The organism is Ramlibacter sp. bp-362 (genome assembly GCF_054956735.1).
In genome coordinates this window covers 280,356-304,366 of sequence record NZ_JBUDXE010000002.1, presented here as the reverse complement: position 1 = coordinate 304,366, position 24,011 = coordinate 280,356, and the positions used below count along the sequence as shown (strand labels likewise).

General features: G+C 64.8%; 29 protein-coding genes. 17 read left to right on the top strand and 12 right to left on the bottom strand.

What is annotated here, in order from left to right; all coding sequences use genetic code 11:
• Positions 1-7: 7 nt before the first annotated feature.
• The 4 genes from clsB to ACY0MJ_RS03895 all read left to right on the top strand — a co-directional run bounded on the left by clsB (position 8) and on the right by ACY0MJ_RS03895 (position 3,564).
• The gene (gene clsB, locus ACY0MJ_RS03910) at positions 8-1,252 is read left to right on the top strand and encodes a cardiolipin synthase ClsB (protein ID WP_462636971.1); all 1,245 of its coding nucleotides are present in this window, start codon (positions 8-10) and stop codon (positions 1,250-1,252) included.
• Positions 1,252-2,190, top strand: a complete 939-nt coding sequence (locus ACY0MJ_RS03905) for a lysylphosphatidylglycerol synthase domain-containing protein (protein ID WP_462636970.1) — start codon at positions 1,252-1,254, stop codon at positions 2,188-2,190. Before clsB ends, ACY0MJ_RS03905 begins: the two co-directional genes overlap by 1 nt.
• 89 nt (positions 2,191-2,279) lie before the next feature.
• Positions 2,280-2,960, top strand: a complete 681-nt coding sequence (locus tag ACY0MJ_RS03900) for a TIGR03915 family putative DNA repair protein (protein WP_462636969.1) — start codon at positions 2,280-2,282, stop codon at positions 2,958-2,960.
• On the top strand, positions 2,953-3,564 hold the full coding sequence (locus ACY0MJ_RS03895; protein WP_462636968.1) for a UdgX family uracil-DNA binding protein: 612 nt from the start codon (positions 2,953-2,955) through the stop codon (positions 3,562-3,564). Before ACY0MJ_RS03900 ends, ACY0MJ_RS03895 begins: the two co-directional genes overlap by 8 nt.
• Here the strand turns inward: ACY0MJ_RS03895 and ACY0MJ_RS03890 are convergent.
• Positions 3,460-3,885, bottom strand: coding sequence for a hypothetical protein (locus tag ACY0MJ_RS03890; protein ID WP_462636967.1), 426 nt, complete (start codon positions 3,883-3,885; stop codon positions 3,460-3,462). The two genes, ACY0MJ_RS03895 and ACY0MJ_RS03890, sit on opposite strands and share 105 nt — an antisense overlap.
• 174 nt (positions 3,886-4,059) lie before the next feature.
• On the opposite strand from ACY0MJ_RS03890, the gene minC reads away from it, so the two are divergent.
• The 5 genes from minC to ACY0MJ_RS03865 all read left to right on the top strand — a co-directional run bounded on the left by minC (position 4,060) and on the right by ACY0MJ_RS03865 (position 6,830).
• Positions 4,060-4,788 carry a septum site-determining protein MinC gene (gene minC, locus ACY0MJ_RS03885; RefSeq protein ID WP_462636966.1) on the top strand — a complete coding sequence of 243 codons (729 nt, stop codon included), beginning with the start codon at positions 4,060-4,062 and terminating at the stop codon, positions 4,786-4,788.
• A 9-nt stretch (positions 4,789-4,797) separates the two neighbouring features.
• Complete coding sequence (minD, locus tag ACY0MJ_RS03880; RefSeq protein WP_462636965.1) at positions 4,798-5,613, top strand: septum site-determining protein MinD; 816 nt, start codon at positions 4,798-4,800, stop codon at positions 5,611-5,613.
• Between the two features lies 1 nt (position 5,614).
• Positions 5,615-5,881: a cell division topological specificity factor MinE gene (gene minE / locus ACY0MJ_RS03875; protein ID WP_462636964.1), complete on the top strand. Its 267-nt coding sequence runs from the start codon at positions 5,615-5,617 to the stop codon at positions 5,879-5,881.
• Between the two features lie 58 nt (positions 5,882-5,939).
• Positions 5,940-6,428: an SRPBCC family protein gene (locus tag ACY0MJ_RS03870; RefSeq protein ID WP_462636963.1), complete on the top strand. Its 489-nt coding sequence runs from the start codon at positions 5,940-5,942 to the stop codon at positions 6,426-6,428.
• 186 nt (positions 6,429-6,614) lie between these two features.
• Complete coding sequence (locus ACY0MJ_RS03865) at positions 6,615-6,830, top strand: hypothetical protein (RefSeq protein ID WP_462636962.1); 216 nt, start codon at positions 6,615-6,617, stop codon at positions 6,828-6,830.
• 10 nt (positions 6,831-6,840) lie between these two features.
• On the opposite strand, the gene ACY0MJ_RS03860 is transcribed toward ACY0MJ_RS03865, so the two are convergent.
• The 8 genes from ACY0MJ_RS03860 to ACY0MJ_RS03825 form a co-directional block, all read right to left on the bottom strand.
• Positions 6,841-7,098 carry a hypothetical protein gene (locus tag ACY0MJ_RS03860; protein WP_462636961.1) on the bottom strand — a complete coding sequence of 86 codons (258 nt, stop codon included), beginning with the start codon at positions 7,096-7,098 and terminating at the stop codon, positions 6,841-6,843.
• Positions 7,095-7,892, bottom strand: a complete 798-nt coding sequence (locus tag ACY0MJ_RS03855) for an SDR family NAD(P)-dependent oxidoreductase (RefSeq protein WP_462636960.1) — start codon at positions 7,890-7,892, stop codon at positions 7,095-7,097. Before ACY0MJ_RS03855 ends, ACY0MJ_RS03860 begins: the two co-directional genes overlap by 4 nt.
• A gap of 124 nt (positions 7,893-8,016) precedes the next feature.
• Positions 8,017-8,412: a VOC family protein gene (locus tag ACY0MJ_RS03850; protein ID WP_462636958.1), complete on the bottom strand. Its 396-nt coding sequence runs from the start codon at positions 8,410-8,412 to the stop codon at positions 8,017-8,019.
• A 148-nt stretch (positions 8,413-8,560) separates the two neighbouring features.
• Positions 8,561-8,860, bottom strand: a complete 300-nt coding sequence (locus ACY0MJ_RS03845) for a nucleotidyltransferase family protein (RefSeq protein WP_462636957.1) — start codon at positions 8,858-8,860, stop codon at positions 8,561-8,563.
• An 18-nt stretch (positions 8,861-8,878) separates the two neighbouring features.
• Entirely contained in the window at positions 8,879-9,475 is a 597-nt protein-coding gene (locus ACY0MJ_RS03840; protein ID WP_462637095.1) for an NnrU family protein, read from the bottom strand.
• Between the two features lie 526 nt (positions 9,476-10,001).
• Positions 10,002-10,310 carry a nucleotidyltransferase family protein gene (locus ACY0MJ_RS03835; protein WP_462636956.1) on the bottom strand — a complete coding sequence of 103 codons (309 nt, stop codon included), beginning with the start codon at positions 10,308-10,310 and terminating at the stop codon, positions 10,002-10,004.
• Between the two features lie 67 nt (positions 10,311-10,377).
• Positions 10,378-11,610, bottom strand: a complete 1,233-nt coding sequence (locus ACY0MJ_RS03830; protein WP_462636955.1) for an MFS transporter — start codon at positions 11,608-11,610, stop codon at positions 10,378-10,380.
• Between the two features lie 129 nt (positions 11,611-11,739).
• A complete protein-coding gene (locus ACY0MJ_RS03825) occupies positions 11,740-12,075 on the bottom strand; it encodes a hypothetical protein (RefSeq protein WP_462636954.1) in 336 nt (111 codons plus the stop codon).
• Between the two features lie 210 nt (positions 12,076-12,285).
• On the opposite strand from ACY0MJ_RS03825, the gene ACY0MJ_RS03820 reads away from it, so the two are divergent.
• From ACY0MJ_RS03820 to ACY0MJ_RS03790, 7 genes are all read left to right on the top strand, one after another.
• Complete coding sequence (locus tag ACY0MJ_RS03820) at positions 12,286-12,639, top strand: DUF1428 domain-containing protein (RefSeq protein ID WP_462636953.1); 354 nt, start codon at positions 12,286-12,288, stop codon at positions 12,637-12,639.
• 455 nt (positions 12,640-13,094) lie between these two features.
• The gene (gene dcm, locus ACY0MJ_RS03815) at positions 13,095-14,363 is read left to right on the top strand and encodes a DNA (cytosine-5-)-methyltransferase (protein WP_462636952.1); all 1,269 of its coding nucleotides are present in this window, start codon (positions 13,095-13,097) and stop codon (positions 14,361-14,363) included.
• 6 nt (positions 14,364-14,369) lie between these two features.
• Positions 14,370-14,810, top strand: a complete 441-nt coding sequence (locus tag ACY0MJ_RS03810; RefSeq protein ID WP_462636951.1) for a very short patch repair endonuclease — start codon at positions 14,370-14,372, stop codon at positions 14,808-14,810.
• A gap of 259 nt (positions 14,811-15,069) precedes the next feature.
• Positions 15,070-16,725 (top strand): DEAD/DEAH box helicase, encoded by a 1,656-nt coding sequence (locus tag ACY0MJ_RS03805; protein WP_462636950.1) that lies wholly within the window; start codon positions 15,070-15,072, stop codon positions 16,723-16,725.
• Positions 16,726-16,739: 14 nt separating this feature from the next.
• On the top strand, positions 16,740-17,156 hold the full coding sequence (locus ACY0MJ_RS03800) for an EcoRII N-terminal effector-binding domain-containing protein (RefSeq protein WP_462636949.1): 417 nt from the start codon (positions 16,740-16,742) through the stop codon (positions 17,154-17,156).
• 17 nt (positions 17,157-17,173) lie between these two features.
• Positions 17,174-18,796 (top strand): ATP-binding protein, encoded by a 1,623-nt coding sequence (locus tag ACY0MJ_RS03795; protein WP_462636948.1) that lies wholly within the window; start codon positions 17,174-17,176, stop codon positions 18,794-18,796.
• Positions 18,797-18,807: 11 nt separating this feature from the next.
• Positions 18,808-19,656, top strand: a complete 849-nt coding sequence (locus tag ACY0MJ_RS03790) for an HNH endonuclease (protein WP_462636947.1) — start codon at positions 18,808-18,810, stop codon at positions 19,654-19,656.
• Positions 19,657-19,838: 182 nt separating this feature from the next.
• Here the strand turns inward: ACY0MJ_RS03790 and ACY0MJ_RS03785 are convergent, their stop codons facing one another.
• Complete coding sequence (locus ACY0MJ_RS03785) at positions 19,839-20,234, bottom strand: type II restriction endonuclease (RefSeq protein WP_462636946.1); 396 nt, start codon at positions 20,232-20,234, stop codon at positions 19,839-19,841.
• 469 nt (positions 20,235-20,703) lie between these two features.
• Between ACY0MJ_RS03785 and ACY0MJ_RS03780 the strand changes: the two genes are divergently transcribed.
• Positions 20,704-21,105 (top strand): hypothetical protein, encoded by a 402-nt coding sequence (locus tag ACY0MJ_RS03780; protein ID WP_462636945.1) that lies wholly within the window; start codon positions 20,704-20,706, stop codon positions 21,103-21,105.
• 19 nt (positions 21,106-21,124) lie between these two features.
• On the opposite strand, the gene ACY0MJ_RS03775 is transcribed toward ACY0MJ_RS03780, so the two are convergent.
• Both ACY0MJ_RS03775 and gyrB read right to left on the bottom strand, forming a co-directional pair.
• Positions 21,125-21,307, bottom strand: a complete 183-nt coding sequence (locus ACY0MJ_RS03775; RefSeq protein WP_462636944.1) for a hypothetical protein — start codon at positions 21,305-21,307, stop codon at positions 21,125-21,127.
• A 46-nt stretch (positions 21,308-21,353) separates the two neighbouring features.
• Entirely contained in the window at positions 21,354-23,981 is a 2,628-nt protein-coding gene (gene gyrB, locus ACY0MJ_RS03770; RefSeq protein WP_462636943.1) for a DNA topoisomerase (ATP-hydrolyzing) subunit B, read from the bottom strand.
• Positions 23,982-24,011 lie beyond the last annotated feature (30 nt).

Sequence of the window (24,011 nt, the reverse complement as noted above, 5' to 3'; positions counted from 1 at the left end):
GGACGCCATGGAACGACGCTGGATCCCGGGCAACGACTTCCACCTGCTGGAGAACGGCGAGGAGTTCTTCCCGCGCGTGTTCGCCTGCATCGCCAACGCCCGGCGCGAGGTGATCGTCGAGACCTTCATCCTGTTCGAGGACAAGGTCGGCCTGCAGCTGCACGAGGCGCTGCTGGCCGCCGCCCGCCGCGGCGCCCAGGTGGACATCACCATCGACGACTGGGGCTCGCCCGACCTGTCGGAGCGCTTTCTCGAGGAGCTGCGCGCCGCCGGCGTGCGCATCCACTCCTTCAATCCCTGGCACCGCCCCTTCGGCCTGCGCCCGCACCTGCTGCGCCGCATGCACCGCAAGATCGCCGTGGTGGACCGCGAGGTCGCCTTCGTGGGCGGCATCAACTTCTCGGCCGACCACCTGCGCGACTTCGGCGAGGAGGCCAAGCAGGATTACTCGGTGGAGATCCGCGGCCCGCTGGTCGCGGAGATCCACCGCTTCTGCCACGCGGCGCTGGCCGAGGGCCTGCGCCACCAGCGCGGGCGGCGCCAATGGTGGCGCTGGCGCAAGCACATGCGCGTGAACCCCGAGGACCTGCCGGCCGCCGGCAGTGCCGAGGCGATGTTCGTGGTGCGCGACAACCGCCGGCACATGGACGACATCGAGCGGCAGTACCGCATCGCGATCCGCGCCGCGCGCAAGCGCATCGTGATCGCCAACGCCTACTTCTTCCCCGGCTACCGCTTCATCAAGGAGCTGAAGCGGGCGGCGCGGCGCGGCGTGGACGTGCGGCTGATCCTGCAGGGCCAGCCCGACATGCCCTTCGTGAAGACGGCGGCCAGCATGCTGTACCACAACCTGCTGCGCGCCGGCGTGCGCATCTACGAATACTGCGAGCGCCCGCTGCACGGCAAGGTCGCGGTGGTGGACGACACCTGGTCCACCGTCGGTTCCAGCAACCTGGACCCCATGAGCCTGTCGTTCAACCTCGAGGCCAACGTGATCATCCGCGACCGCGCCTTCACGGAAACGCTGTCCGCCAACCTCGACAAGCTGATGTGCCACGCCTGCACGCAGGTGACGGAGCAGACCGTGGGCGCGCTGGAAGGCTGGACGCTGGTGCGCAGCTTCCTCGCCTACCACTTCACCCGCCACTACCCGCGCTGGGCCCAGTGGCTGCCGCGGCATGTGCCGCGCCTGCTGCCCACGGCGGCCGGCAAGCCGGTGACCGCGCTGGTCGCCGTGAAGGAGAAAGCCTGATGCGCAACCACCCCTGGTGGCCGTGGATCAAGCGCGTCGTCGGGGTGGTGTTCCTCGCGGTGGTGGCCTTCCTGCTGGTGCGTTACGCCCGCACGGTGGACTGGGACGAGGTGCGGCGCAGCGTCATCGAGCTGCCGCGGCCGGTGCTGATGAAGGCCTTCCTGTTCGCGGCGGCGAGCCACTTCGTCTACAGCCTGCTGGACCTGGTGGGCCGGCATTACACCGGCCACCGGCTCTCCAGCGGCAAGGTGATGCAGATCAGCTTCATCAGCTACGCCTTCAACCTCAACCTGGGCTCCCTGGTGGGCGGCATCGGCTTCCGCTACCGCCTGTACGGCAAGCTGGGCGTGCGCTACGGCAACATCACCCGCGTGGTCACGCTGTCGATGATCACCAACTGGCTGGGCTACATCCTGCTGGCGGGACTGGTCTTCACCATCGCGCCGCTGCAGCTTCCGGCGCAGTGGGGCGTGGACCCCGAGGAGCTGCGGCTGGTGGGTGTCGGCCTGCTCGCGGCCACCGTCGCCTACCTGGGCCTGTGCGCCTTCTCGCGCCGGCGGTGCTGGACGGTACGCGGCCACGACATCGACCTGCCGTCGCTGCGCATGGCCTTCGCGCAGCTCGCCATCTCCTGCAGCCACTGGATGACCATGGCCGCCGTCCCCTGGATGCTGCTGCAGGGCCAGGTGGACTACCCGACGGCGCTGACGGTCCTGCTGATCGCCGCCATCGCGGGCGTCATGCTGCACATCCCGGCCGGCCTGGGCGTGACCGAAGCGGTGTTCATCGCGCTGCTGTCGCACCGCGTGCCCCAGCACCAGATCCTGGGCGCACTGCTGGCCTACCGCGCGCTCTTCTACCTGGTGCCCCTGCTCGCGGGTGCGCTGCTGTACCTCAAGGTGGAGATGCGCACCCGCAAACATGTGCCCGCAGCGTGAAGCAATTGCATACCTCGAGGACACAAGCCGAGTGAACTTGCCGAAAATCTGAACCACGAAAGCTGTACGAAATGCTGGGCAGTACCGACATGGAAGCAAGACTGGCAGGCCAGACCGACCTGGCGGGATTCCGTGCCGAAGCACGCCAGCTGCTCGCCCAGCAGGTCCCGCCCGAGCAGGTGCAGTGGGCGCTGGACGACACCGCGCGGCTCTATACCGACGCGCAACCGCCGCAGGCGAGCCGCCCGCGCAATGTGGCGCGCGCCGCGACCGCCATCGTCCCCGCATCCTTCACGCGCCTGTGCGAGTTCGTCGTGCTGCACCGCGACCCGGAGCGCTTCTCGCTGCTCTATCGCCTGCTCTGGCGCCTGGTGCACGAGCCTTCGCTGCGCGCTGACCCGCTGGACGCCGACATCCTGCAGGCGCAGCACATGGCGCACGCGGTGCGGCGCGACATCCACAAGATGAAGGCCAACCTGCGCCTGCGCGAGCTGCGCGACGAGGAAGGGCGCGAGCTGCACGTCGGCTGCTACGAGCCGGCGCACCACGTGATGGAGGCGGTGGCGCCCTGGTTCGCCAAGCGCGTGCCGGCGCAGCGCTGGGCCATCTTCACGCCCGACCGCAGCGCCCGCTGCGAGGACGGCACGCTGCTGTTCGGGCCCGGCATTCCCGCCGCGGAGCTCCCCGGTCCCGAAGCCGGCGACGCCAACTGGCTGGCCTGCTACGCGCGCGTGTTCGCACCGCACGACCGGCCGGCCGCCCATGCCTGAACGGCCCGACCCGGGCATCACCAGCCTGGACGCCCTGAAGGCGGCCACCATGGCCTGCCGCGAGTGCCCGATCGGCGAGTTCGCCACGCAGTCGGTGATCGGCGAAGGCCGGCTGAAGCCGAAGCTGATGCTGGTGGGCGAGCAGCCCGGCGACCAGGAGGACCTGCAGGGCCACCCCTTCGTGGGGCCGGCGGGCAAGCTGCTGGCCCGCGCGCTGGAGGCGGCGGAGATCCCGCGCGCGCAGGTCTTCGTCTCCAATGCGGTCAAGCACTTCAAGTTCGAGCTGCGCGGCAAGCGCCGCATCCACAAGAGCCCGACGCAGCGCGAGATCGCCGCCTGCCATCACTGGCTGGACGACGAGATCGCGCTGGTGAAGCCGGCGGCGCTGGTGGCGCTGGGCGCGAGCGCGGCGCGTTCCCTGCTGGGGCGGGCGGTGCCGGTGACCGCCGAGCGCGGGCACTGGCTGCCGCGGCCCGACGGCCTGGAAGTTCTGGTGACCCTACATCCGTCCGCGCTGCTGCGCGTCGATTCCGAGGATCGCGAGGCGGCGTTCGAAGCGTTCGTCGCGGATCTGCGGCAGGCACAGCGACTCTTCCGCCGCTGAGGGCGCCGGCGGCAGGTCGGCGCAGGCCACCGGCGGCAGCGGATTCATCTGCTCGCGGATCACCTGCGGCGCGCGCAGGCTCATGCCCGCGCCGTCCGAACCCTGCAGGCCGATGCCGCCCTGCGGCGGCCCGGCCATCGCGCCGAGGCCCGCCTGGGCACCGGCCATGGCGGGCCGGCCCTGAAACACGGCGGAAGCGTTGGTGCTGATGTTGACCTCGTTGAGCGTCTGCTGTCCCCAGGCCTCGAAGGCCAGCAACGCCAGGCCGGCGACCACGGCGACGCCGATCCAGTGGTAAGCGTGGTGGACGGGATGGTTCATCGGTGGCTCCTTGATGCCTCGCATGCAGTGTGGGCGGAGGTTCCCGCGGGCGGCGCGGGCGGGTGGCCACGAAGGGCGTAGGAAGGCGCGCACCCGCTTGTCGATGACATGACTCGTCACATCCTCCCCGCACTGCACTGCTACACTGCGCCCGCCCCGCATCAAGCAGTACCGATGACCGTTGCCCTTGCAGGAAACGCGCCTGCCACGTTCGAGATCAAGAGCGCCAGCCTGCCCCTGGTGGCGCTGCTGCTGAAGTCGCCCGACCTGCGCCAGCTGGCCGAGGAGCTGCGGGGGCGCTTCGGCGACATCCCCGAGTTCTTCGACAACGATCCGCTGGTGGTGGACCTGGGCAAGGTGCGCGGGGAGGAGATCGACTTCGCCGGGCTGCTCGCGGTGCTCAAGACGTACAAGGTGGTGCCGGTGGCGGTGCGCGGCGGGAGCGAGGGGCAGATGGAAGAGGCCCTCAGGATGGGTCTCGCGGCTGCCGGGGATGCCCTCACCCCGGCCCTCTCCCAGAGGGAGAGGGAGAAACAGCCGAAGGCTGCCGTGGTGCCGACGCCGCCCGCCAGTGCGCTGGTGGTCGACAAGCCGCTGCGCTCGGGGCAGCAGGTCTATGCCAAGGGGCGCGACCTCGTCGTCCTGTCCATGGTCAATCCCGGCGCCGAGGTCATCGCCGACGGCCACATCCACGTCTATGCACCGTTGCGCGGCCGGGCGATCGCCGGCGCGCGCGGCGATGCGCAGGCCCGCATCCTCACGCTGTGCCTGGAGCCGGAGCTGGTCTCCATCGCCGGCGTCTACCGCACCAGCGAGAACCCGCTGCCCCCACCGCTGCTCGGCAAGCCGGCCCAGGTCCGCCTGGCCGACGACAAGCTGGTGATGGAGCCGCTGAACCCCTGAAGGAATCCCATGGCAAAGATCATCGTCGTCACCTCCGGCAAGGGCGGGGTGGGCAAGACCACCACCAGCGCCAGCTTCGCCAGCGGCCTGGCCCTGCGCGGGCACAAGACCGCCGTCATCGACTTCGACGTCGGCCTGCGCAACCTGGACCTGATCATGGGCTGCGAGCGCCGCGTGGTCTACGACTTCGTCAACGTGCTGCACGGCGAGGCGACGCTCAACCAGGCCCTCATCAAGGACAAGCACAACGACAACCTCTCGGTGCTGGCCGCCAGCCAGACCCGCGACAAGGAGGCCCTGACGCGCGAGGGCGTGGAGAAGGTGCTGGGCGACCTGGCCGGCATGGGCTTCGAGTACATCGTCTGCGACTCGCCAGCCGGAATCGAGACCGGGGCGCTGATGGCCATGCACTTCGCCGACGAGGCGCTGGTAGTGACCAACCCGGAGGTCTCCTCGGTGCGCGACTCCGACCGCATCCTGGGCATGCTGGCCAGCAAGACCAAGCGGGCGATCGAGGGCAAGGAGCCGGTGAGGGAGCACCTGCTGATCACCCGCTACAACCCCAACCGGGTGGACGCGGGCCACATGCTCTCGCTGGAGGACATCCAGGACATCCTGCGCATCCCGCTGATCGGCGTGATTCCCGAGTCCGAGGCCGTGCTCCAGGCCAGCAACCAGGGCAGCCCCGCCGTGCACCTGAAGGGCACGGACGTGAGCGAGGCCTACCTGGACGTGGTGGCGCGCTTCCTGGGCGAGGACAAGCCCCTGCGCTTCGTGGACCCGCAGAAGGCTGGCCTGCTCAAGCGCCTGTTCGGGAGGAAGTGACATGTCCCTCCTGACCCTGCTGCTGGGGGAGAAGAAGAAGACGGCCAGCGTCGCCAAGGAGCGGCTGCAGATCATCCTGGCGCACGAGCGCAGCGGCCGCAACCCGGGCGGCGCGCCCGACTACCTGCCGGCCCTGCAGCGCGACCTGGTGGCCGTGATCGGCAAGTACGTGAAGATCGACCCGACCCACCTGAAGGTGAACGTGGAGCGCCAGGACAACCTGGAAGTCCTGGAGGTCAAGATCGAGCTGCCGGAGGTGGCACGCTAACACCCCTGTCAGTATTGACAGGCTTGACAGGAGGACGCTGTCAAGAGATAAATTACGGATGAGCAGTCCCGTCGTCATCCAGGTCACGCACCGGTACAGCGCCTCCGCTGAACGCGTGTTCGACGCCTGGCTCACGCCGGGGCAGGCCTCCCGCTTCCTGTTCCGCACCCGCACCGGCAACGTGATGCAGTGCGAGATCCAGCCCGAGGTGGGCGGCGGCTTCACCGTGATCGACCGCCGCCCCGCCGCCGACGGCGAGGAAAGCGTCTTCGACGTGGTCCACATGGGCAAGTACCTCGAGCTGGACCGTCCCCGCCGCATCGTCTTCGAGTTCAGCGTGCTGACCTTCGGCAACGAGACGCCCACGCGCGTGACGGTGGACCTGGCGCCCGTGAACGCCTTCGCCTGCGAAATGACGCTCACGCACGAGATGGGCAGCAGCGACGCCGCCCGCGCGATGGAGGAATCCAGCCGCAAGGGCTGGAACAACATGCTGGCGCTGATGGAGCGTGAACTCTTCCCGCGCCGGGTGGGCGTGCACCTCTGATTTCCTGCGGCACCGTGCCGCGCCACCGTGGATCCCGGGTCGAGCCCGGGATGACATGATCGGCTTGTCATTGCGGCCTTGAGCCGCAATCCACGGTTGTCCCGAAAGTAAAGCCCGTTGCGCTTCCGCCGCAAAGTCAACGCGCGCGCTGGCGCGGCGTTGTGGCGAGGTGGAGAATCCCGCGCCATGAGCAGTACCGACACCTATGCCCCCGGCAGCGTCGTCGCCGCTTCCCTGGAGCCGCAGGCCGTGCAGAGGTGCGACCCCTGGCTGCGCCGCCTGCTGCGCGGCCCCCAGTTCTTCGTGAAGATGGCCGACGGCCGCTGGTGCCCCCAGGGCTGCCAGCTGGGCAAGGCCTGCTGCTTCGACTACAGCGACCTGCTGGAGCCGGTGGCGCGCTGACGCGCCCCGCTCACATCCCGCGCTTGTTCTTGCCGCGCGCCGCGGCCTGCGGCGGCTGGTGCGTGCTGCTGCCCTGCGGCGAGCCGGCGCGCACCTTCTTCTGGTTGTTGCCGATGTGGTCCTCGCGGTCGTGGCGGCTGAGCGGCGTGCGCCGCCCCTCGTTCTTCTGCGTGGGCTTTTCCTTGCCCAGCTTGTTGGTGTCGTTCTCCACCTTGCCGGAGAGCGCGGCCTGCTTGTCCTGCATGGGCCGGAGGTACTTCTTCGTCATTTGCCAACTCCCTTGGGTTCAACCAGTTTCCGATGGACCTGCGCCGTCGCCTGCGCCGGCATCACCTTGGCCATCGCCACCTGCACCTTGTTGCGCCAGCCGGCCACCACGTCGGCCTCGCCCTTCAGCATGGCCCGGAAGCCCTGGCGCGCCACTTCGTCCGGCTGCATCACGAGCGGCTTCATCTCCAGGACCTTCGCGTCTTCCATGCCGGCGCGCTCGAAGAACTCGGTGTCGGTCGGCCCCGGCATCAGGCAGCTGACCGTGACCTCGGTTCCCTTGAGTTCATTGCGCAACGCCAGCGCGAAGGAATCGATGAAAGCCTTGGTCCCGTTGTAGACCGCGTGGAAGCTCCCCGGCTGGAAGCCCGCAATCGACCCGGTGATCAGGATCCGGCCCTGCGCCCGCGCCACCATGCCGCGCGCGACGAACTGCACCAGGTGCAGCGTGCCGGTGATGTTGGTGTTGATCACGTGCAGCACGTCCTGGAAGTCCTGCGCCAGGAAGGACCCGGCCAGCCCGTGGCCGGCGTTGGCCATGAGGGCATCGACCTCGCGGTCGCCGATCGCCTGGACCAGGTGCTGCACGCCCACCTCGGTGGCCAGGTCGGCCTGCACGGCGTGCACCTGGGCGCCCAGGGCCTCGAATTCCCGGGCCGCGTCGGCCAGGGGCGTGTCGGCGGCGACGATCAGGTCGTACCCGTGTTCGGCCGCGCAGCGTGCCAGGTGGTAGCCGATGCCCGAAGAGGCACCCGTGACCACGGCCAACGGCCGCCGCGCCTTGAGTTCATCCATATGCAGCCTCCTGCTGTTGCGACCCATTCTGGGAAGCAAGCGCTGGGCTCTCTGTCGGACGACGCCGGGTTGTCATCCCCTCTCCCCTCCGGGGAGAGGGCGGGGGTGAGGGGCAAGCGCGGCACTACGCTCTGACCCAGCACATCGCCTCGATCTTGTTCCCGTCCGGGTCGCGCACGAAGGCCGCGTAGTAGCCGTCCGAGTACTCCTTGCGCACGCCCGGCTTGCCCTCGTCCTCGCCGCCCAGCTCCAGCGCCTTGCGGTGGAAGGCCTTCACCTCCTCCTGGCTGGCCGCGTTGAAGCACACGTGCGTGCCGTTGCCCGGATTCGCCGCCTGGCCGTCGTGCGGCAGCTGGATCCAGAACTCGGCAAGCTTGCGGCCGTAGCCGGCGCCTTCGTCGTAGTCCATCAGGCACTTCATGCCGATGGTGGCCAGCACCGCGTCGTAGAACTTGCGCGCGCGGGGGAAGTCGTTGGTGCCCAGCGAAACGTGGGACAGCACAGGCAGGTTGTCGTCCATGGCGAGCTCCTTGCGTCGGGCCGGCCATCGTAGGCTGGCGGTGACCGAAGGGAACCCCAGCACCCCTGGTGGGCTATCGACTACTTCCCTACGGTCGGGGTACGGTCGCCAGCATGTCCTGCACGTAGGCTGGCGTGCGGTCCACCGGCTACTGGAAGACCGTCTGCAGTTGCGGCTCGATCGCGCTTCGCCGCCACGCGTTTTGCAGGATCGACGGGAACGCCAGGTCGATCTTCCTGCCCTGGAAGACTTCCTGCAGCTCGTCGCGCATGTGGACGAGTTCGAAACCCGTCGGCGCCTGTCCCGGGATGAATTCCACCAGCAAATCGACGTCGCTCTCCGGCCGCGCCGTGCCGCTCGCGAGGGATCCGAAGAGGCTCAGTTTGCGCACGCGGTATCGCCTGCAGATGTCTGCAATGGCTTCACGCTGATGCTCCTCGAGACGCATGGAACGATTATCCGCCGATCACACCCCCAGCGGACTCACGCCGATCCACGCCCGATGGATCCAGAACGCGAACACCGCCCAGGCCACCACCCCCACGACCACCGCGATCACGGTCTTCCCTCCCTCTCCCCCCTGGGGAGAGGGCCGGGGTGAGGGGCTCCCCGCCCCCCTCCTCTTCCTCGCCGCCCGGAAATCGAACACCGCCCACAGCAGGAACGACCCGAACAGCACCACGTCCGCCAGCGTGTTGTTTGCGACCAGGTGCGCCAGCGCCCAGACCTTCACGCCCAGGATCATCGGGTCGTGCAGCTTCGCCTTGATCGCATTGCGCGGCACGTAGGCCGCCGCGACCAGCACGAACGCCACCAGCGTCAGCAGCGCCGCCAGGTGCCGCGTCCACACGGGCGGCTGCGGCCACAGCACCACCGGGCTGTGCCGCGCGAGGGCGTAGCCCCACGCGATCAGCGCGAACCCGGCGAGCGACAGGACCGTGACCACGCCCTTCCACGGCTTCTCGCCCACCTGCGCGATCGTCGCCGTGCGCCAGCCCTCCGCCACGATGCGCGTCGAGTGCGCACCCACGAACAGCACCAGCCCGATCACGAGCATCAGCATCCCCATGACCATCTCCTCCTCGATCCCAAGCGGCGCATTCTGCGCGCTCCGATCACGGACCTTAAGGCCCTGGCCGACCGCCTTCCTGGTCGGCGCGGATGTCCTCTTAGGATTTCTTTTTCAAAGATAGTCGTAGTAGGTAAGGACGCCGCCCCGGTGTGGACAACGCCTGTTTCCCCTTACGCATCAACGCACTTCCGACCCCGGACGACTGTGTGTAGGACTGCGTCGGCGCTGTCCTACAAACTTGGACAACCCGGCCGTTCCGCCCGGCCATGTGGATAAGGTCCGAGTTGTGCCGGAACGCTCCACAGGCTTGTGCCGGCGAAAAAAATTTTCGGCCTGCGGCGCCCTGTCGTACCCAGGCGACGGAAATCACGTAGCGCTTGCCAAATGGCGCTGGACGCTGCAGCATCGCGCCCCCGCGCCGCCGGAAGTTGGGACTGCCAGGTGAGGAATTCGAGCTGCGGTCGCCGGCTCCGCCCTCGACAGCTGGTTCAGCGCCTCCCATAGCCATGTGCGAGGGTCACGACGCACAAAGCACTTCGCGCGCCCGATTGATGGCCGCAATGAAGTACGGGTTGCGTAGGGCTCCCGTTTCGACGAGGTCCACTTCTCTTTGCAGCAGGTCCTCGAGCGCGCTCTTCAGCCCGAAGTAGGCGTCGAGACCCTTCTTCGCGCCTGGTCCGAACTCCACCAGGAAGTCGGCGTCGCTGCTGGCCGGGTCGAAATCGCTGCCGCGGGCCGCCGAGCCAAAAACCTCCAGCCGCCGTACCTGGTGCTGACGGCAGATGCGCGAGATGTCCGAACGCTTTTGTTCGATCAACGAGTGCATGCTCGCCCCGAGTGCCGAGGAAGCCTCCATGGTACAGCGCGAGAGCTGTACCGGCCGTCTGCACCAGTCATTGTGAGACATCAGCATCCTGTGCAGGCCGGGAGCCTCCGCGGAGGATCCTTCCCGCCACCACCCCCGACCCGACGGCCGCCAGCGCCGCCGCGAGGTACACCGCGTCCAGCCCCGCCACGCGCGCCAGCACCCCGCCCAGCGGCGGCGCCAGGCCCATGGAGACGTCCTGGAACATGACGTACGCGCCCATGGCCGCACCGCGGCTTTGCGGCGGGGTGCGCTGCACCGCCTCGACCCCGAAGCCCTGGAAGCCCAGCCCGTAGCCGCCGCCGCCGAGCGCCGCGCCGATCCAGGCCACGGCCGGATGCGGAGCCGCCCAGATCAGCGTCAGGCCGACCGCCTCGGCCAGCACGCAGAACAGCGCCACGCGCCCGCCGCCCACCTGGTCCGGCAGGTGGCCGAACAGCAGCCGGCCGGCGACGAAGCCGCCGCCCATGAAGCTGAGCGCGAGCGCGCCGCCGCCCCAGCCGCGCTCGGCGAACAGCAGGACGGCGAAGGCGATGATCATCGCGTAGCCGGCGGAACAGAGCGTCAGGCCCAGGCCCGGCAGCCGCACGGCCGCCAGCACGCGCGTGAAGGGCAGGCGCGGCAGTCCGCTGGGAGCCACGCCCGCCATGAAGCTGGCGCCGGCCAGGCCCAGCGCGCCCACCGCCAGCACCGCGATCGCCGTGCCGGCGAAGCCGGACTGCCCGTAGATCCAGGTGCCCAGCGGCGCGCCGGCCGCGAGCCCGCCGAACAGGGCGACGCCCAGCCAGCCGAACACCTTGCCCGCATGCGCGGGCCCCACGCGCGCGAGGCCCCAGGCCAGCGTGGAGGTGATGACGAAGCTCTCGGCGATGCCGGTGAGCAGCCGCGCGGCGATCACCAGCGCGAGCGCGAGCCGCGGCGAGGTGGCGGAGAACGGAACGGACGCGAAGTACAGCGCGCCGATCGCGCACGCGGCCAGCAGGCCGACCAGCGCCGCCTGCTTGGGCCCGCGCCCGTCGACGGCGCCGCCGGCCCACATGCGGCCGAACAGCGACGACAGGTACTGGCTGCCCATGACGAAGCCCACCATCACCGTGCCCTGCCCCAGCGTGTCGTGCACGTGCCGCGGCACGACCGGCAGCGCCATGCCCATGGCGACGAAGCCGACGAACACCGCCAGCATGAAGGGCAGCAGGGGAAGGAAGGCGGACCAGAGGGAGCCGCCCGGGGCGGCAACGAGGGATGGGTCTTCGGAAGGCATGCGGGGCAGGAGCATAGGGCCTGCCGCGCTTCCGCACCCGGAAGACACGCCGCGCCGGCGCGCGCACGCGGCCGGCGAAGCATCGCGCGCAGTGGCCTGGGCCACCGCGCGCGAGGAGGTCAGTGAAGGTCAGTTGCGGTCCGCGCGCATCGGGCGGGTGGTCTGCGAGCCGTCGTCCTGGCTGTTCATGTCGGCGCCGGCGCCCAGCGTCTGCGTGTCGTTGCCGATGTTCTGCTGGTCGCCGTCACGGCCCACGTTCATCTCCACGCCCGGCAGGCCGCGGTCGCTGGCGTTGTTGCCCACGTCGAGGTCGAGGCCCGGGGTGCCATTGTTGTCGGAAGCCTGGGCCGTGTTGGTGTTGCTGCTCGCGGTGTCGTCGGCGGCGGTGGCGAACGGCATCTGCAGGGCCAGCGCGGAAGCGGCGACGGCGGCGGCGATCGAAAGGGTCTTGGTACGCTTGTTCATGGGTACTCCTGATTGCTGATGGACCCAGAATAGGAACGGCCGCGCGGAGGCGGGAGGCGCAGAAGGCGGGCTTGCGTGTCGGACCATGCGGGCCAGCGGCGCGGCAACGGGATGTGACAGTTACACCTGCGTTGTCGAAATCCGCGTCCCATGTTCGTCGTGCAAGCGAGGGCCGCGCGTCCGCGGCCCCGCCACCCAAGGAGAGCTCGCATGAACTACATCGATGGCTTCGTCGTCCCCGTCCCCACGGCCAACAAGGAAACCTACCGGCGCGTCGCCCAGGCCGCGGCCACCGTCTTCAAGGAAAACGGCGCACTGTCCGTCGTGGAATGCTGGGGCGACGACGTGCCGGAAGGCAAGGTCACGTCCTTCCCCAGGGCGGTGCAGCGCAAGCCGGACGAGACGGTGGTCTTCTCGTGGATCACCTGGCCCTCGCGCGCGGTGCGCGACGAGGGGATGAAGAAGGCGATGGAGGACCCGAGGTTGAAGGAGGGGATGGACCCGATGCCGTTTGATGGGCAGAGGATGATTTATGGGGGGTTCCAAGTAATCGTGAGCGCGTAGCAGTTGTCATCCTTCGCGAGAAGGAGAGCCTCGCTAGACGCCGATCCAGTCAAAGTGGCGGTGGCGCGGACACACGTCCCGACGTAGCAGCGGCGGGGTGATCGACCACTGCGCCGCGGCTTAGGATGCCCGCGATCTGCGACCCGTCGCCCACCTCTTTGCGCGCTAGCAGCGCGAACTCCATGCACACTTGGCGGGTGTCCACAACCGCTGCGGAGCCGAGGCGGCACACGTTTCCGCACAAATGGAGCACCAAGTCTCCTGACGGTGATGTTGCCGGTAAGCACGTTGCGGGTGCGTTAGTCCTTTATCACCTCCGGCGCAGGTTTTTGGCCGCCTCGGGCGCTCTTGCGCCAAGTGCATCAAGACCGGCTTGATCTGTTGTCGCAAATTTGTCACATGCCGACTGCTGGGTGCGCATAGAGGACAAACTGTCCGCTAAGATTCCCGCCGACATGAGACGCCCGCTCGAATCCGTAGACCACATCGCCGCATTGGAGTATTTGTTCGCGGCTCGGAAGAAGTACTCCCAAGCACAAATCTCACAACGCTTGGGCGTGAGCGAGCGACAGGTTAGACGGTGGGAAGCTCGGCAATCGATGCCACCGCCCTATGTTGCACATGCATTGCAGAAGCTCCTCCCGTTGCAAGTTGAACAGGTCAACACCAGCGGTGCATTCAAGTTCATTGACCTGTTCGCTGGCATAGGCGGCATTCGCCAAGCCTTTGAGGAGTTCGGTGGGAGATGTGTTTTCACCAGCGAATGGGACCCTTATGCGCAGAAGACTTACGCCGCCAACTTCACCAACGGGCATGCCATACACGGCGACATCACGCAGATTCACGAGAGGGACGTCCCAGACCACGATGTGCTGCTCGCTGGGTTCCCTTGTCAGCCATTTTCGATTGCCGGAGTTTCCAAGAAGAACGCCCTAGGGCGTCTACACGGATTCGCCGATGAGACCCAAGGCACGTTGTTCTTTGATGTGGCCAGAATTATCTATGAGAAGCAGCCGACAGCCTTCGTCCTTGAGAACGTAAAGAACCTGCGCTCACACGACGGGGGACGCACGTTCGCCGTAATCGAGCGCACTCTTCGCGAAGAGCTGGGGTACGATATTCATTACCAGGTTATAGACGGTGCGCACTTCGTTCCACAGCATCGCGAGCGCGTGATCATCGTTGGCTTTCGGGACCCCGTTATTTTCCAGTGGGATATGGTGAAACTCCCACCCAAGGGAAAGCGGAGGCTCGCAGAGATTCTCCATAACAGTGAACGAGAACCGGTCGTGCAGAGCGATGGCTCGAGGTACTTTGATCACGGTAAACGGAGGGTGCAGGAAAAATACACGCTCAGCGACAAGCTCTGGGAGTACCTGCAAGCCTACAAACGCAAGCATCAGGAGAAGGGGAACGGGTTCGGATTCGGCTTGGTCACTGAAAGTGACATTGCGCGAACACTATCAGCGCGGTACTACAAGGACGGATCAGAGATTCTTGTGAGTCAAGGCCGGAATAGAAACCCCCGGCGCTTGACTCCGAGAGAGTGCGCCCGGCTTATGGGTTTTCCAGATTCGTTCCAGATTCCAGTCTCCGACACCCGCGCGTACAAGCAGTTCGGCAACTCGGTAGTTGTTCCGGTCATGAGAGAGATAGCGCGTGCCATACAGCCAATGATCGTGGAAGCGGAACGAGGCGACCAGCGTCCTGCGATGGTGGGTTAGCTTGAAATGGCGGATGTAGTAGATCCGGCGACCAGAAGCCGAATGATGGCGGGGATCCGCGGCTCAAACACTACACCCGAGCTTTTTCTCCGCAAGCAGCTCCACGCACTGGGTTACCGCTATCGTCTCGGTGGAGCAGGACTTCCTGGGCGGCCCGATCTTGTATTTCCGAAGGCGCATACCGTCGTGTTTGTGCATGGTTGCTTCTGGCATAAGCATGAATGCAGCTACTTTCGTTGGCCGTCCACGAATGTGCAGTTTTGGCACAACAAGATTCTTGGTAACGTTGCACGGGATGCCAAGGTTATCGGCGAGTTGCACGCGCAGGGATGGCAAGTGATAACAGTGTGGGAATGCGAGCTTAGAGAGGGTGGGTATAAGATGCCGAACAAGGCGGTGCAACGGATAGCACGCATGCTCGCAAAGCCTCCAAGGCGCGCTAAATAGGTTTCGCAAATCTATGCCGGCTTCTCGGCCCTATCAAGCTCACTGGACGCTTACCCATCGCGGTATATGCGAGACGGACCCAGAGGGGCGTCAGGTGCTTGTACCTGCTCGGCGTGTCTGGGATGCGGCGTTCGGAGCTAGTGCACCTGCTCACGACAGAACGGCCGCACAATCCCTTGTGGAGAGTGGGGTCGAGCTCGCCCGGATTCCGGCTTTGCCTTTGATTTCGATAAAGGGATCACCTCGAGAGGGGCTTCGCGTGGACCTCGAAGCGATTTCTGATGGTGTCCGGTTGCTTCTCCCCGGGGACGCAGTGGACCAGATCACTAGGGAAAGCAGGTGGATTCCACTTGATCCAGATCTGTTCGACGAAGCCCGTGTCCTGCTCGCGGCCGTAGGTGTGAATGATGGGCGCGCGACACTCGGCCAAGCCATCCAGTTGAAATCGGCGAAGACCGAAGCTTTCTCTATCTTGGACGAAAGCGTTGCGGATAGTACTGCAACAGATTGCGCGAATGAAGATTCAGATGTGCCGGGGCTTGTAGCGAATCTTTATCCATACCAGAGGCGAGGCGTCTCTTACCTACAGTTCATAGCGTCTGAGGGTCTGGGATGTTTGCTGGGCGATGAAATGGGCTTGGGCAAGACCCTCCAGGTAATTGGGCTCCTCCAAGCTGAACGAAATTCGGGGCGATCACCCGCGCTGGTCGTTGCACCCGCAACTCTTATCGAAAACTGGCGCCGCGAAATCGCGAGCTTCGCGCCCGACCTCCGCGTGCTGGTACACATGGGAGCGACTCGGGCGGGAGCCGCAGATCGTTTGACCCGGTTCGACGTCGTGGTGACTTCGTTCGAGACAGCAGTCAGGGACGAGCCATTGCTCTCGGCCGTTAGCTGGAACGTGCTGATACTGGACGAAGCTCAGAACATCAAGAACCCTGATGCGCAGAGAACCAGAGCCCTCAAACGGATCCCGCGCCGTGTGAGCGTTGCCGTCACAGGCACTCCCGTCGAAAACAGTCTCTCCGATCTTTGGTCGCTCTCGGACTTCGCTCTGCCCGGCTTGCTGGGACAGAAAGCGGATTTTCTATCGGAGTTTGACGACACAAGAGAAGATGCGAGTCGCTTAGCGCGTGTGGTTGCGCCGATCATGCTCCGGCGCCGTGTCGTAGAGGTGGCGGCGGACCTTCCGCGGCGCATCGACATTCCCCAGCCTCTCGTCATGAGCGAGAGCATGGCAAATGGGTACGAAGCACTGAGAAAGCAAATCATTGGCGCGCATCCCAGCGGAGCGGCGCTGATTGCACTGCAGGCTTTGCGCATGTACTGCACGCATCCGAGACTCCGGACTACTTGGCACTCAGATCCTGCAGATCAGATGCCCAAATATGTCCGCCTCCTGGAAATCCTGGACGAGATATTCGCGGATGGAGAGAAGTGCCTGATCTTTTCAACCTATAACCAAATGGCCGAAACACTCGTCCAAGACCTAGGGCGCAGATATCCGGTCGCTCCAGTAGCGGCGATCAACGGAGGCGTGCCGGTGGCACTTCGGCAGTCCATCGTGGACAGATTCACTGATCATGCGGGACCTGCCATACTGGTTTTGAACCCGAAGGCTGCCGGGACAGGTTTGAACATTACCGCGGCAAATCACGTCGTTCACTATAACCCTGAGTGGAATCCCGCTGTACAGGATCAAGCTACTGCGCGATCTTATCGCAGACGACAAACAAGGCCCGTCACTGTGCATTACCTCTATTTCGTGTCCAGCGTGGAGGAGGTAATGATGGATCGGCTTGCCACGAAGCGAGAGCTCGCGGAAACGGCGGCCCCCGCAAGTACTGGCGCGGACGCCAAGGACATTCTGAGGGCGTTGCAGATGTCGCCGCTAGACCAAGGAGGTTCCTTGTGATCCGGAAGGAAGTCGTGAAGCAGCTCTCGGCCAATGACGTGGGGACGACAGGCGGCCACCAAGCTGGAATCCTTGTACCAAAGGCTCAAGAGGTTCTTGCTTTCTTTCCGACTCTGGATAGTACCGAGAAGAACCCGCGTACGAGCTTGACATTCCGTGACGACGACGGACTTACCAAGTGGCAGTTCGAGTTTATCTACTACAACAACAAACTTTTCGGCGGTACCCGGAACGAGTACAGGCTCACTTGGATGACCAAGTACTTGCGCGCGAAGAACGCGCGAGTCGGTGACGAGGTGGTGTTGACCAAGGATGAGCGGGGTTTTCAGATTAGCCTCCGCCGGAACGGCACGCTGCACGAGCCCGCCACGGACGAGGTCCTTCGTCTCAGTGGCGGGTGGAAGGTGATCACGACGAAGCGCGGCTGGTGAAAGACTAGGAGCACTAAATGACTGCCAACGCAGGAGCTATCCAGACCGAGGAGATCCCTCCTGATCCCGAGCGCGTAATCGAAGGATTGCGAGACACGGGGTACGAGTTCACAACTGCCGTCGCAGATATTGTCGACAACTCCATCGCAGCAGGCGCATCTTCAGTTGAAATCCGTCTCCAGATGGACTTTGGAGGAAATGTGCTGCTGATGGTAGGCGACAACGGATCCGGCATGAATATGCCGGGACTTCTAGACGCGATGAGGTACGGCTCCAAGAAGCGCGCTAGTGCCGCGAGCTTGGGAAAGTTCGGATTGGGACTGAAGACCGCTTCTACTGCGTTCTGCAGAAAACTGTCGGTCGTTACCCGTGCCTCCGCAAAAGACGAAGCCCTGAAGGCTACTTGGGATCTGGATCACGTTGCCGCGACTGGCAAGTGGCAGGTGCTCATTCCCTCTGCCCCCCAGCACGAAGCGAAGCTCCTGCATGAGGTCAGCAAGGGCGGCAGCGGTACCTTGGTAATCTGGGAAAAGGTTGATCGGCTGCTCCGCGACTACGCTGCACCGGGAGGGAAGGCGGCAAAGGCCGCTCTGAAGCGACATGAAGATGATCTTCGTGCGCACTTGGCCATGGTGTACCAGCGCTTCCTGGACCCGAACGATGCCCGGGAGAAAACGGTCGAACTAACTCTGAATGGCGTTCGGGTCGAGCCTTGGGATCCGTTTTGCGGGCGTGAAGTCGAGAAGCCAGTTGCTGAGAAAACGCTGCCGATTGAGTTGGCGGATGGCTCGAAGGTGGCATTCACGGTTCGGGCATTCGTGATACCTCGCAAGGAAGAATTTTCGTCGCAGGAGGCCGCAAAGCAAGCTCGACTTTCCAACGATCTCCAAGGGATCTACGTGTATCGAGAGAATCGGCTGATACACGGGCCGGACTGGATGGGCATGTTCCGCAAGGAACCCCACTTGACGCTAAGCCGCGTGGAGCTTTCGTTTGATCATAACTTGGACGAAGCATTTCAAGTAGACATCAAGAAATCACGCATCCTGCTGGCGAATGAGCTATATGACTGGCTGCGCGACAAATTTCTGCCTGCTCCTCGACGCGAAGCGCAGGAGAGATACCGGAACGGCGAACAGGCGACGATAACGGGAACTGCGGCCCTCCTTCATAAAGCGTCGAATAATACGATCCACGCCTCTGCCGCGGATTTGAAATCGGCAACAGTCTCGGCCGTTGACGGCAATACCGGCGATGTCACTGTCGAAAACAAGAACGGAACAACTCGGCTCAAAATCAAGCTCCTTGACCTAGATGAACCGGGTGAGCTCCACGTGAAGGCAGTGGACGGGTTAAACGATGGTCTGCTGTGGGAGCCAACGTTTATCAATAGCAACCAAGCTGTCCGCATCAACAGCACGCACCCTTACTACCGAAAGGTCTACATTCCCAATAGGCAATCCGGTGTCACTATTCAGGGGCTTGACTCCCTTATGTGGGCGCTGTGCGTGGCGGAGCTTGGAAACGTGAACGACTCGAGCCGAAGAAACTTCGAGGAAATGCGCTTCGAAGTATCACGCGTTCTGCGCAGACTTGTTGAAGATCTTCCAGATCCCGACCTGGACGATGATTCCGAATGAGCCGCCTACCGGTGAATCTCGACGACAGGGAGCTCTCAGCCTACATGGAGCACGTACTCCATATCGGCTTCGAGCCGGCGAAGCATAGGAGTGCTGGCGCCGTCGCGGCTATCCGCCCCAAGGACCTGCCATATCCCAACGGCTTCCTGGTAGAGGTGACCACTTCGTGGCGACGCGTCGAGGCTGCATTTGTATTGGAAAGCTATGCGCCTCAGATCGCCAAGTCGATGGGCGCAGCGCCCGACGATTCAAAGCGGCGCTTTGCAAAAATGCATACTGCACTGGTCGAGAAGGGGGCATCGGTCGACGTTGTCATTAACGGCGCTCCCGTGAAGGATCTTGGCCTCCTCCCCCCGCCCCAATGGTCAAGCATTGGGCTGCGGGTCTCAAAGCTTGCGCCGCCGGCTAAGCAGGGTTCGGAGCTTGAACAGAAGGCACACGAATGCTGTTTAGCGGTGGCTGCTTTGGCACTCTCTCTCCTGCCACTGGAAGACAACGACGCTGACGCGTCGATGGCAGGGTGGCCAGAAGGAGCGGTAACACGAGTTGTGGTTAACAAGTACGAACGTAGTGCCGCCAACAGGGCTGCCTGTATTTCCTGCTTCGGTGCAGTGTGTCAAGCTTGCGGCTTCAGCTTTAAGGAAGTGTATGGTGAGATAGGGGACGGATTCATCGAGGTCCATCATCGGACGCCAATCTCCGCCCTTGGGCCTGGATATGTGATTGATCCGGTTACGGATCTCGTACCTCTATGCGCGAACTGCCACGCAATGGTTCACCGCGCGAGTCCGCCCATGACTGTGGAAGAACTAAGCTTCCGGATACGCGCTGCCAGAGACAGCAGTTTGCCGTCAAGCTAACGGATCATCCCCGTTCTCACCGAGTTTCTTCTTTTTAGTTGCGTAGGATCGGCTGTGAAACCACGTGCCCATCTCCCCGCAGGTTTCGTCCGAGGCAGCAATATTGGTCGCCAGACGGCTCGGGCGCGTCCGGAACGCCGACGCACGCTTAGCGCCAACGTCCGGGTTGTCTTTTGCGCAGCTTAAGTCGCTTCCCACATAGGCGGGCCTGACCGGAATCCGGGCGTTCCTTGCTGAATCAAAACGACGTGGAGCGTGCCGGAACTGTCGATCCCGATCAGGATGTTGTCGCCTTCTTTGGCCTGCGCCATGACATTGTTCGTCTGGAAATAGAGCCTGTGTTCAGTTCTGCTCGGGTGAGCATCGCGCGCGTCGTACCAAGTGACGTTCGCTGCAACGGTGATTGATGTTCCTCGGATGGAGAATGTTGCCGCCTTAGTAAAAGGAGTAGTTCCAAAGAGTTCCTTCAGTTGACGCACCCCGTTGAACTCGTGTTGATTCGAACGATCCGGCAGTGCCTCCACGGCTGATAAGGTCTTGATGCAAGCCGGTTTCAATACCATAGGTTGAGTGGTCACTTGAATTGCTCCTGATCAGCACTACACGTTATTCGCAGCCCTCGACGCCTGAAATTCCGCTACGGCTCCACGTATCGGCCATAAGCATCGTGGACACCTTGTCTGCCACGACCGCGTACTTGATCTCCGACAGCAGCGCCCGTCTCGCTGTTTCGATCGAAGTGACTTCCGCCAGTTTTCGGCTTTATCTCAGTCCGCCCGTTATAGCACTGGCGCGCAATAATGCGCTCGGTCTAGGATATCGGCTACTTCAGTGCGGAGCGAAAACCCGGCTGGATGCTAAGAAGAGCGCTCCAAGCGTCGAGGTCGCGCGGCAGGTCGTCGACACCCAATCCCGCTGCGCTCACCCGCCCGTCCCCTTCAACCGACAGCTCATCGCCCTGTCGCCTTCCGGCGTGTGCTTTCGGCGACCAAATCATTGACGCTGGCACGCCACCACTTGATCCTCCAAGGTCCAGGAGGAAGAACCATGAACACGAAAGCCTGCCTGCTCGCCGCCGCAAGCCTCTTCGCCGCCACCGCGCAAGCGACCTGTTTCGGCGTCTACAGGGCCGACGGCAGCCTGCTGCAGGAGACCGACACCACGCCGGTGGACCTGACCCAGCCCCTCGGCGACACCGTCCCCGTGAAGTTTGGTCCGGGCGCCAGCATGATCATCTCGGACGGCTACCTGTGCCGGGACCGCGTGGACACGGCGCGCACGGAGAAGTCCCTAGCCGCCGCCGTGCAGGCGGAGCAGGAGACGGCCTCGCTGTTGAAGGTGGTCGCGGCGCCACCAGTCGTCGCCGAGGCCGCGCAGGTGCCGGTGGCGACGCGGGTGGAGAAGCGCGAGGGGAACGTGCTCAAGCTCAAAGGGAAAGAGGCGCAGTAGCGGCCAGGCAGAGCCGACGCTACTTCAGCGCAAGAGGCTCGTGTTCCCGCAACCAGCCCTCCGTCTCGTCGCGGATCCTCTCGGCCCAGCCGATCGCCTCTGCGACGATCGCTTCGGTCACGAAGGGAGCGGCGTCAGAGCGGGACGCATTGCGCGCCTGCACCATGGCGGGCACCGCCTGCGCGGCCTGATAGCTATGCAACTACTTATGGTAGCCGGTCGGCTACTTTTGGTAGCTGCCCGCGTGACTAGACGTCGATGTTCGCGGCCCGCAGAGCGTTGGTCTCGATGAAGTCCCGCCGCGGCTCCACCTCGTCCCCCATCAGCATCGTGAACACCTTGTCCGCCTCGATCGCGTCCTCGATTTGCACGCGCAGCAGGCGGCGCACGTTGGGGTCCATCGTGGTTTCCCACAGCTGCTCGGGGTTCATCTCGCCCAGGCCCTTGTAGCGCTGGCGCGAGGTCGAGCGCTCGGCCTCGGAGATCAGCCACTTCATCGCGGAGCGGAAGTCGCTCACGCGCTCCTCGCGCGCCTTCTCGCCCTCGCCGCGCACCACCTTCGCGCCCTCGCCCAGCAGGCCGCGGAAGGTGTCCGCCGCCTCGGCCAAGGCCTTGTAGTCGGCGCCGTGCACGAACTCCTGGGTGATCACGCTCGACTTGATGTTGCCGTGGTGCCGGCGCGAGATCCGCAGGATCGGCTTGTCGGTGCGCGCGTCGAACTCGCCCGCCACTTCGGCCGGCGCGGCGTTGGTCAGGCGGTCGATTTCCTGCAGCTTGGCCTGCAGCTTGATCGCGCTGGCCTCCGCCTCGGTCACCGTGTCCAGGTTCAGCGACACGCCGTCGGCGATGGCGCGCAGGGCCTCGGCGTCCATGAAGCCGGAGAGGCGGTCGATCACGCGTTCGGCGGCCTGGTGCTTGCGCGCCAGTTCCGCCAGCGTGTCGCCGGACAGCGTGGTGGGCTGCTCGCCGCCGGTTTCCACCTTGGCGCCGTTCAGGGCGATGCGCATCAGGAAGCCGTCGAGCTCGGCGCCGTCCTTCAGGTACAGCTCCTCCTTGCCGGCCTTCACCTTGTACAGCGGCGGCTGCGCGATGTAGATGTGGCCGCGCTCCACCAGCTCGGGCATCTGGCGGTAGAAGAACGTGAGCAGCAGCGTGCGGATGTGCGCGCCGTCCACGTCGGCGTCGGTCATGATGATGATGCGGTGGTAGCGCAGCTTGCTCACGTCGAAGTCGTCGGCGCCGCTCTTGCCGCTTTCCACCGCCGCCTTGCCGATGCCGGTGCCCAGCGCGGTGATCAGCGTGACGATCTCGTTGCTGGTCAGCAGCTTCTCGTAGCGCGCCTTCTCCACGTTCAGGATCTTGCCGCGCAGCGGCAGGATCGCCTGGAACTTGCGGTCGCGGCCCTGCTTGGCGCTGCCGCCGGCGGAGTCGCCCTCCACGATGTAGATCTCGCAGAGCGCCGGGTCCTTCTCCTGGCAGTCCGCGAGTTTCCCCGGCAGGCCCATGCCGTCCAGCACGCCCTTGCGGCGCGTCATCTCGCGCGCCTTGCGCGCGGCTTCGCGGGCACGGGCCGCCTCGACGATCTTGCCGACGATGATCTTGGCGTCGTTGGGCCGCTCTTCCAGGTACTCGCCCAGCTTGGTGGCCACCACGTCTTCCACCGGGCCGCGCACCTCGCTGGAGACCAGCTTGTCCTTGGTCTGGCTGGAGAACTTGGGCTCGGGCACCTTCACGCTCAGCACGCAGGTCAGGCCCTCTCGCATGTCCTCGCCGGAGATCTCCACCTTGGCCTTCTTGGCCAGCTCGTTGTCCTCGATGTACTTGTTGATGACGCGCGTCATCGCCGCGCGCAGGCCCGTCAGGTGGGTGCCGCCGTCGCGCTGGGGGATGTTGTTCGTGAAGCAGAGGACCTGCTCGTTGTAGCCGCTGTTCCACTGCATCGCGACTTCCACGCCGATCATCGTGCCCTGGTCGCTCTGCTTCTCGCCGATGGCGTTGAAGGCGTTGGGGTGCAGGACCTGCTTGCCGCGGTTGATGAAGTCCACGAAGCCCTTCACACCGCCGGCGCCCGCGAAGTCGTCTTCCTTGCCGGTGCGCTCGTCCGCGAGGCGGATGCGCACGCCGTTGTTCAGGAAGCTCAGCTCGCGCAGGCGCTTGGAGAGGATTTCGTAGTGGAAGTCGCTGTTCTCGCGGAAGATGTCGGTGTCCGGCAGGAAGTGCACCTCGGTGCCGCGCTTGTCGGTGTCGCCCAGCACCAGCATCGGGCGCACCAGCGCCTTCTCGCCGTCGGGGCCCTCCTGCTCCACCACCTCGCCGCTCTGCACCACCACGCCGCGGCTGAATTCCAGCACGTGCACCTTGCCGTTGCGGCGCACCGTCACGCGCAGGGTCTTGGACAGCGCGTTCACGCAGCTCACGCCCACGCCGTGCAGGCCGCCCGAGACCTTGTAGCTGTTCTGGTTGAACTTGCCGCCCGCGTGCAGCTCGGTCAGGGCGATCTCGGTGGCGCTGCGCTTGGGCTCGTGCTTGTCGTCCCACTTGATGCCCACCGGGATGCCGCGGCCGTTGTCCACCACCGAGATGGAGTTGTCGGTGTGGATGGTGACCAGGATGTCGTCGCAGTGGCCGGCCAGGGCCTCGTCGATGGAGTTGTCGACCACCTCGAACACCAGGTGGTGCAGGCCGGTGCCGTCGGACGTGTCGCCGATGTACATGCCCGGGCGCTTGCGCACCGCCTCCAGGCCTTCCAGGATCTGGATGGAGCTGGCGCCGTAATCGCCCGACCCCGCGGCCGCCCCGGCGAGCGCCGGCGGTGGCACGGCAGGCTGGCCATTGGAGTCTTCGGGCGGGAGGGGGTTGCTGTGATCTTGGGCCATAACCTGCTTTTGTGTCCTTCGTCATCCCCG

Coding starts and splice junctions, on each gene's coding strand:
- clsB (WP_462636971.1), top strand. CDS start 8: ATGGAACGACGCTGGATCCCGGGCAACGACTTCCACCTGCTGGAGAAC.
- ACY0MJ_RS03905 (WP_462636970.1), top strand. CDS start 1,252: ATGCGCAACCACCCCTGGTGGCCGTGGATCAAGCGCGTCGTCGGGGTG.
- ACY0MJ_RS03900 (WP_462636969.1), top strand. CDS start 2,280: ATGGAAGCAAGACTGGCAGGCCAGACCGACCTGGCGGGATTCCGTGCC.
- ACY0MJ_RS03895 (WP_462636968.1), top strand. CDS start 2,953: ATGCCTGAACGGCCCGACCCGGGCATCACCAGCCTGGACGCCCTGAAG.
- ACY0MJ_RS03890 (WP_462636967.1), bottom strand. CDS start 3,885: ATGAACCATCCCGTCCACCACGCTTACCACTGGATCGGCGTCGCCGTG.
- minC (WP_462636966.1), top strand. CDS start 4,060: ATGACCGTTGCCCTTGCAGGAAACGCGCCTGCCACGTTCGAGATCAAG.
- minD (WP_462636965.1), top strand. CDS start 4,798: ATGGCAAAGATCATCGTCGTCACCTCCGGCAAGGGCGGGGTGGGCAAG.
- minE (WP_462636964.1), top strand. CDS start 5,615: ATGTCCCTCCTGACCCTGCTGCTGGGGGAGAAGAAGAAGACGGCCAGC.
- ACY0MJ_RS03870 (WP_462636963.1), top strand. CDS start 5,940: ATGAGCAGTCCCGTCGTCATCCAGGTCACGCACCGGTACAGCGCCTCC.
- ACY0MJ_RS03865 (WP_462636962.1), top strand. CDS start 6,615: ATGAGCAGTACCGACACCTATGCCCCCGGCAGCGTCGTCGCCGCTTCC.
- ACY0MJ_RS03860 (WP_462636961.1), bottom strand. CDS start 7,098: ATGACGAAGAAGTACCTCCGGCCCATGCAGGACAAGCAGGCCGCGCTC.
- ACY0MJ_RS03855 (WP_462636960.1), bottom strand. CDS start 7,892: ATGGATGAACTCAAGGCGCGGCGGCCGTTGGCCGTGGTCACGGGTGCC.
- ACY0MJ_RS03850 (WP_462636958.1), bottom strand. CDS start 8,412: ATGGACGACAACCTGCCTGTGCTGTCCCACGTTTCGCTGGGCACCAAC.
- ACY0MJ_RS03845 (WP_462636957.1), bottom strand. CDS start 8,860: ATGCGTCTCGAGGAGCATCAGCGTGAAGCCATTGCAGACATCTGCAGG.
- ACY0MJ_RS03840 (WP_462637095.1), bottom strand. CDS start 9,475: ATGCTGATGCTCGTGATCGGGCTGGTGCTGTTCGTGGGTGCGCACTCG.
- ACY0MJ_RS03835 (WP_462636956.1), bottom strand. CDS start 10,310: ATGCACTCGTTGATCGAACAAAAGCGTTCGGACATCTCGCGCATCTGC.
- ACY0MJ_RS03830 (WP_462636955.1), bottom strand. CDS start 11,610: ATGCCTTCCGAAGACCCATCCCTCGTTGCCGCCCCGGGCGGCTCCCTC.
- ACY0MJ_RS03825 (WP_462636954.1), bottom strand. CDS start 12,075: ATGAACAAGCGTACCAAGACCCTTTCGATCGCCGCCGCCGTCGCCGCT.
- ACY0MJ_RS03820 (WP_462636953.1), top strand. CDS start 12,286: ATGAACTACATCGATGGCTTCGTCGTCCCCGTCCCCACGGCCAACAAG.
- dcm (WP_462636952.1), top strand. CDS start 13,095: ATGAGACGCCCGCTCGAATCCGTAGACCACATCGCCGCATTGGAGTAT.
- ACY0MJ_RS03810 (WP_462636951.1), top strand. CDS start 14,370: ATGGCGGATGTAGTAGATCCGGCGACCAGAAGCCGAATGATGGCGGGG.
- ACY0MJ_RS03795 (WP_462636948.1), top strand. CDS start 17,174: ATGACTGCCAACGCAGGAGCTATCCAGACCGAGGAGATCCCTCCTGAT.
- ACY0MJ_RS03780 (WP_462636945.1), top strand. CDS start 20,704: ATGAACACGAAAGCCTGCCTGCTCGCCGCCGCAAGCCTCTTCGCCGCC.
- gyrB (WP_462636943.1), bottom strand. CDS start 23,981: ATGGCCCAAGATCACAGCAACCCCCTCCCGCCCGAAGACTCCAATGGC.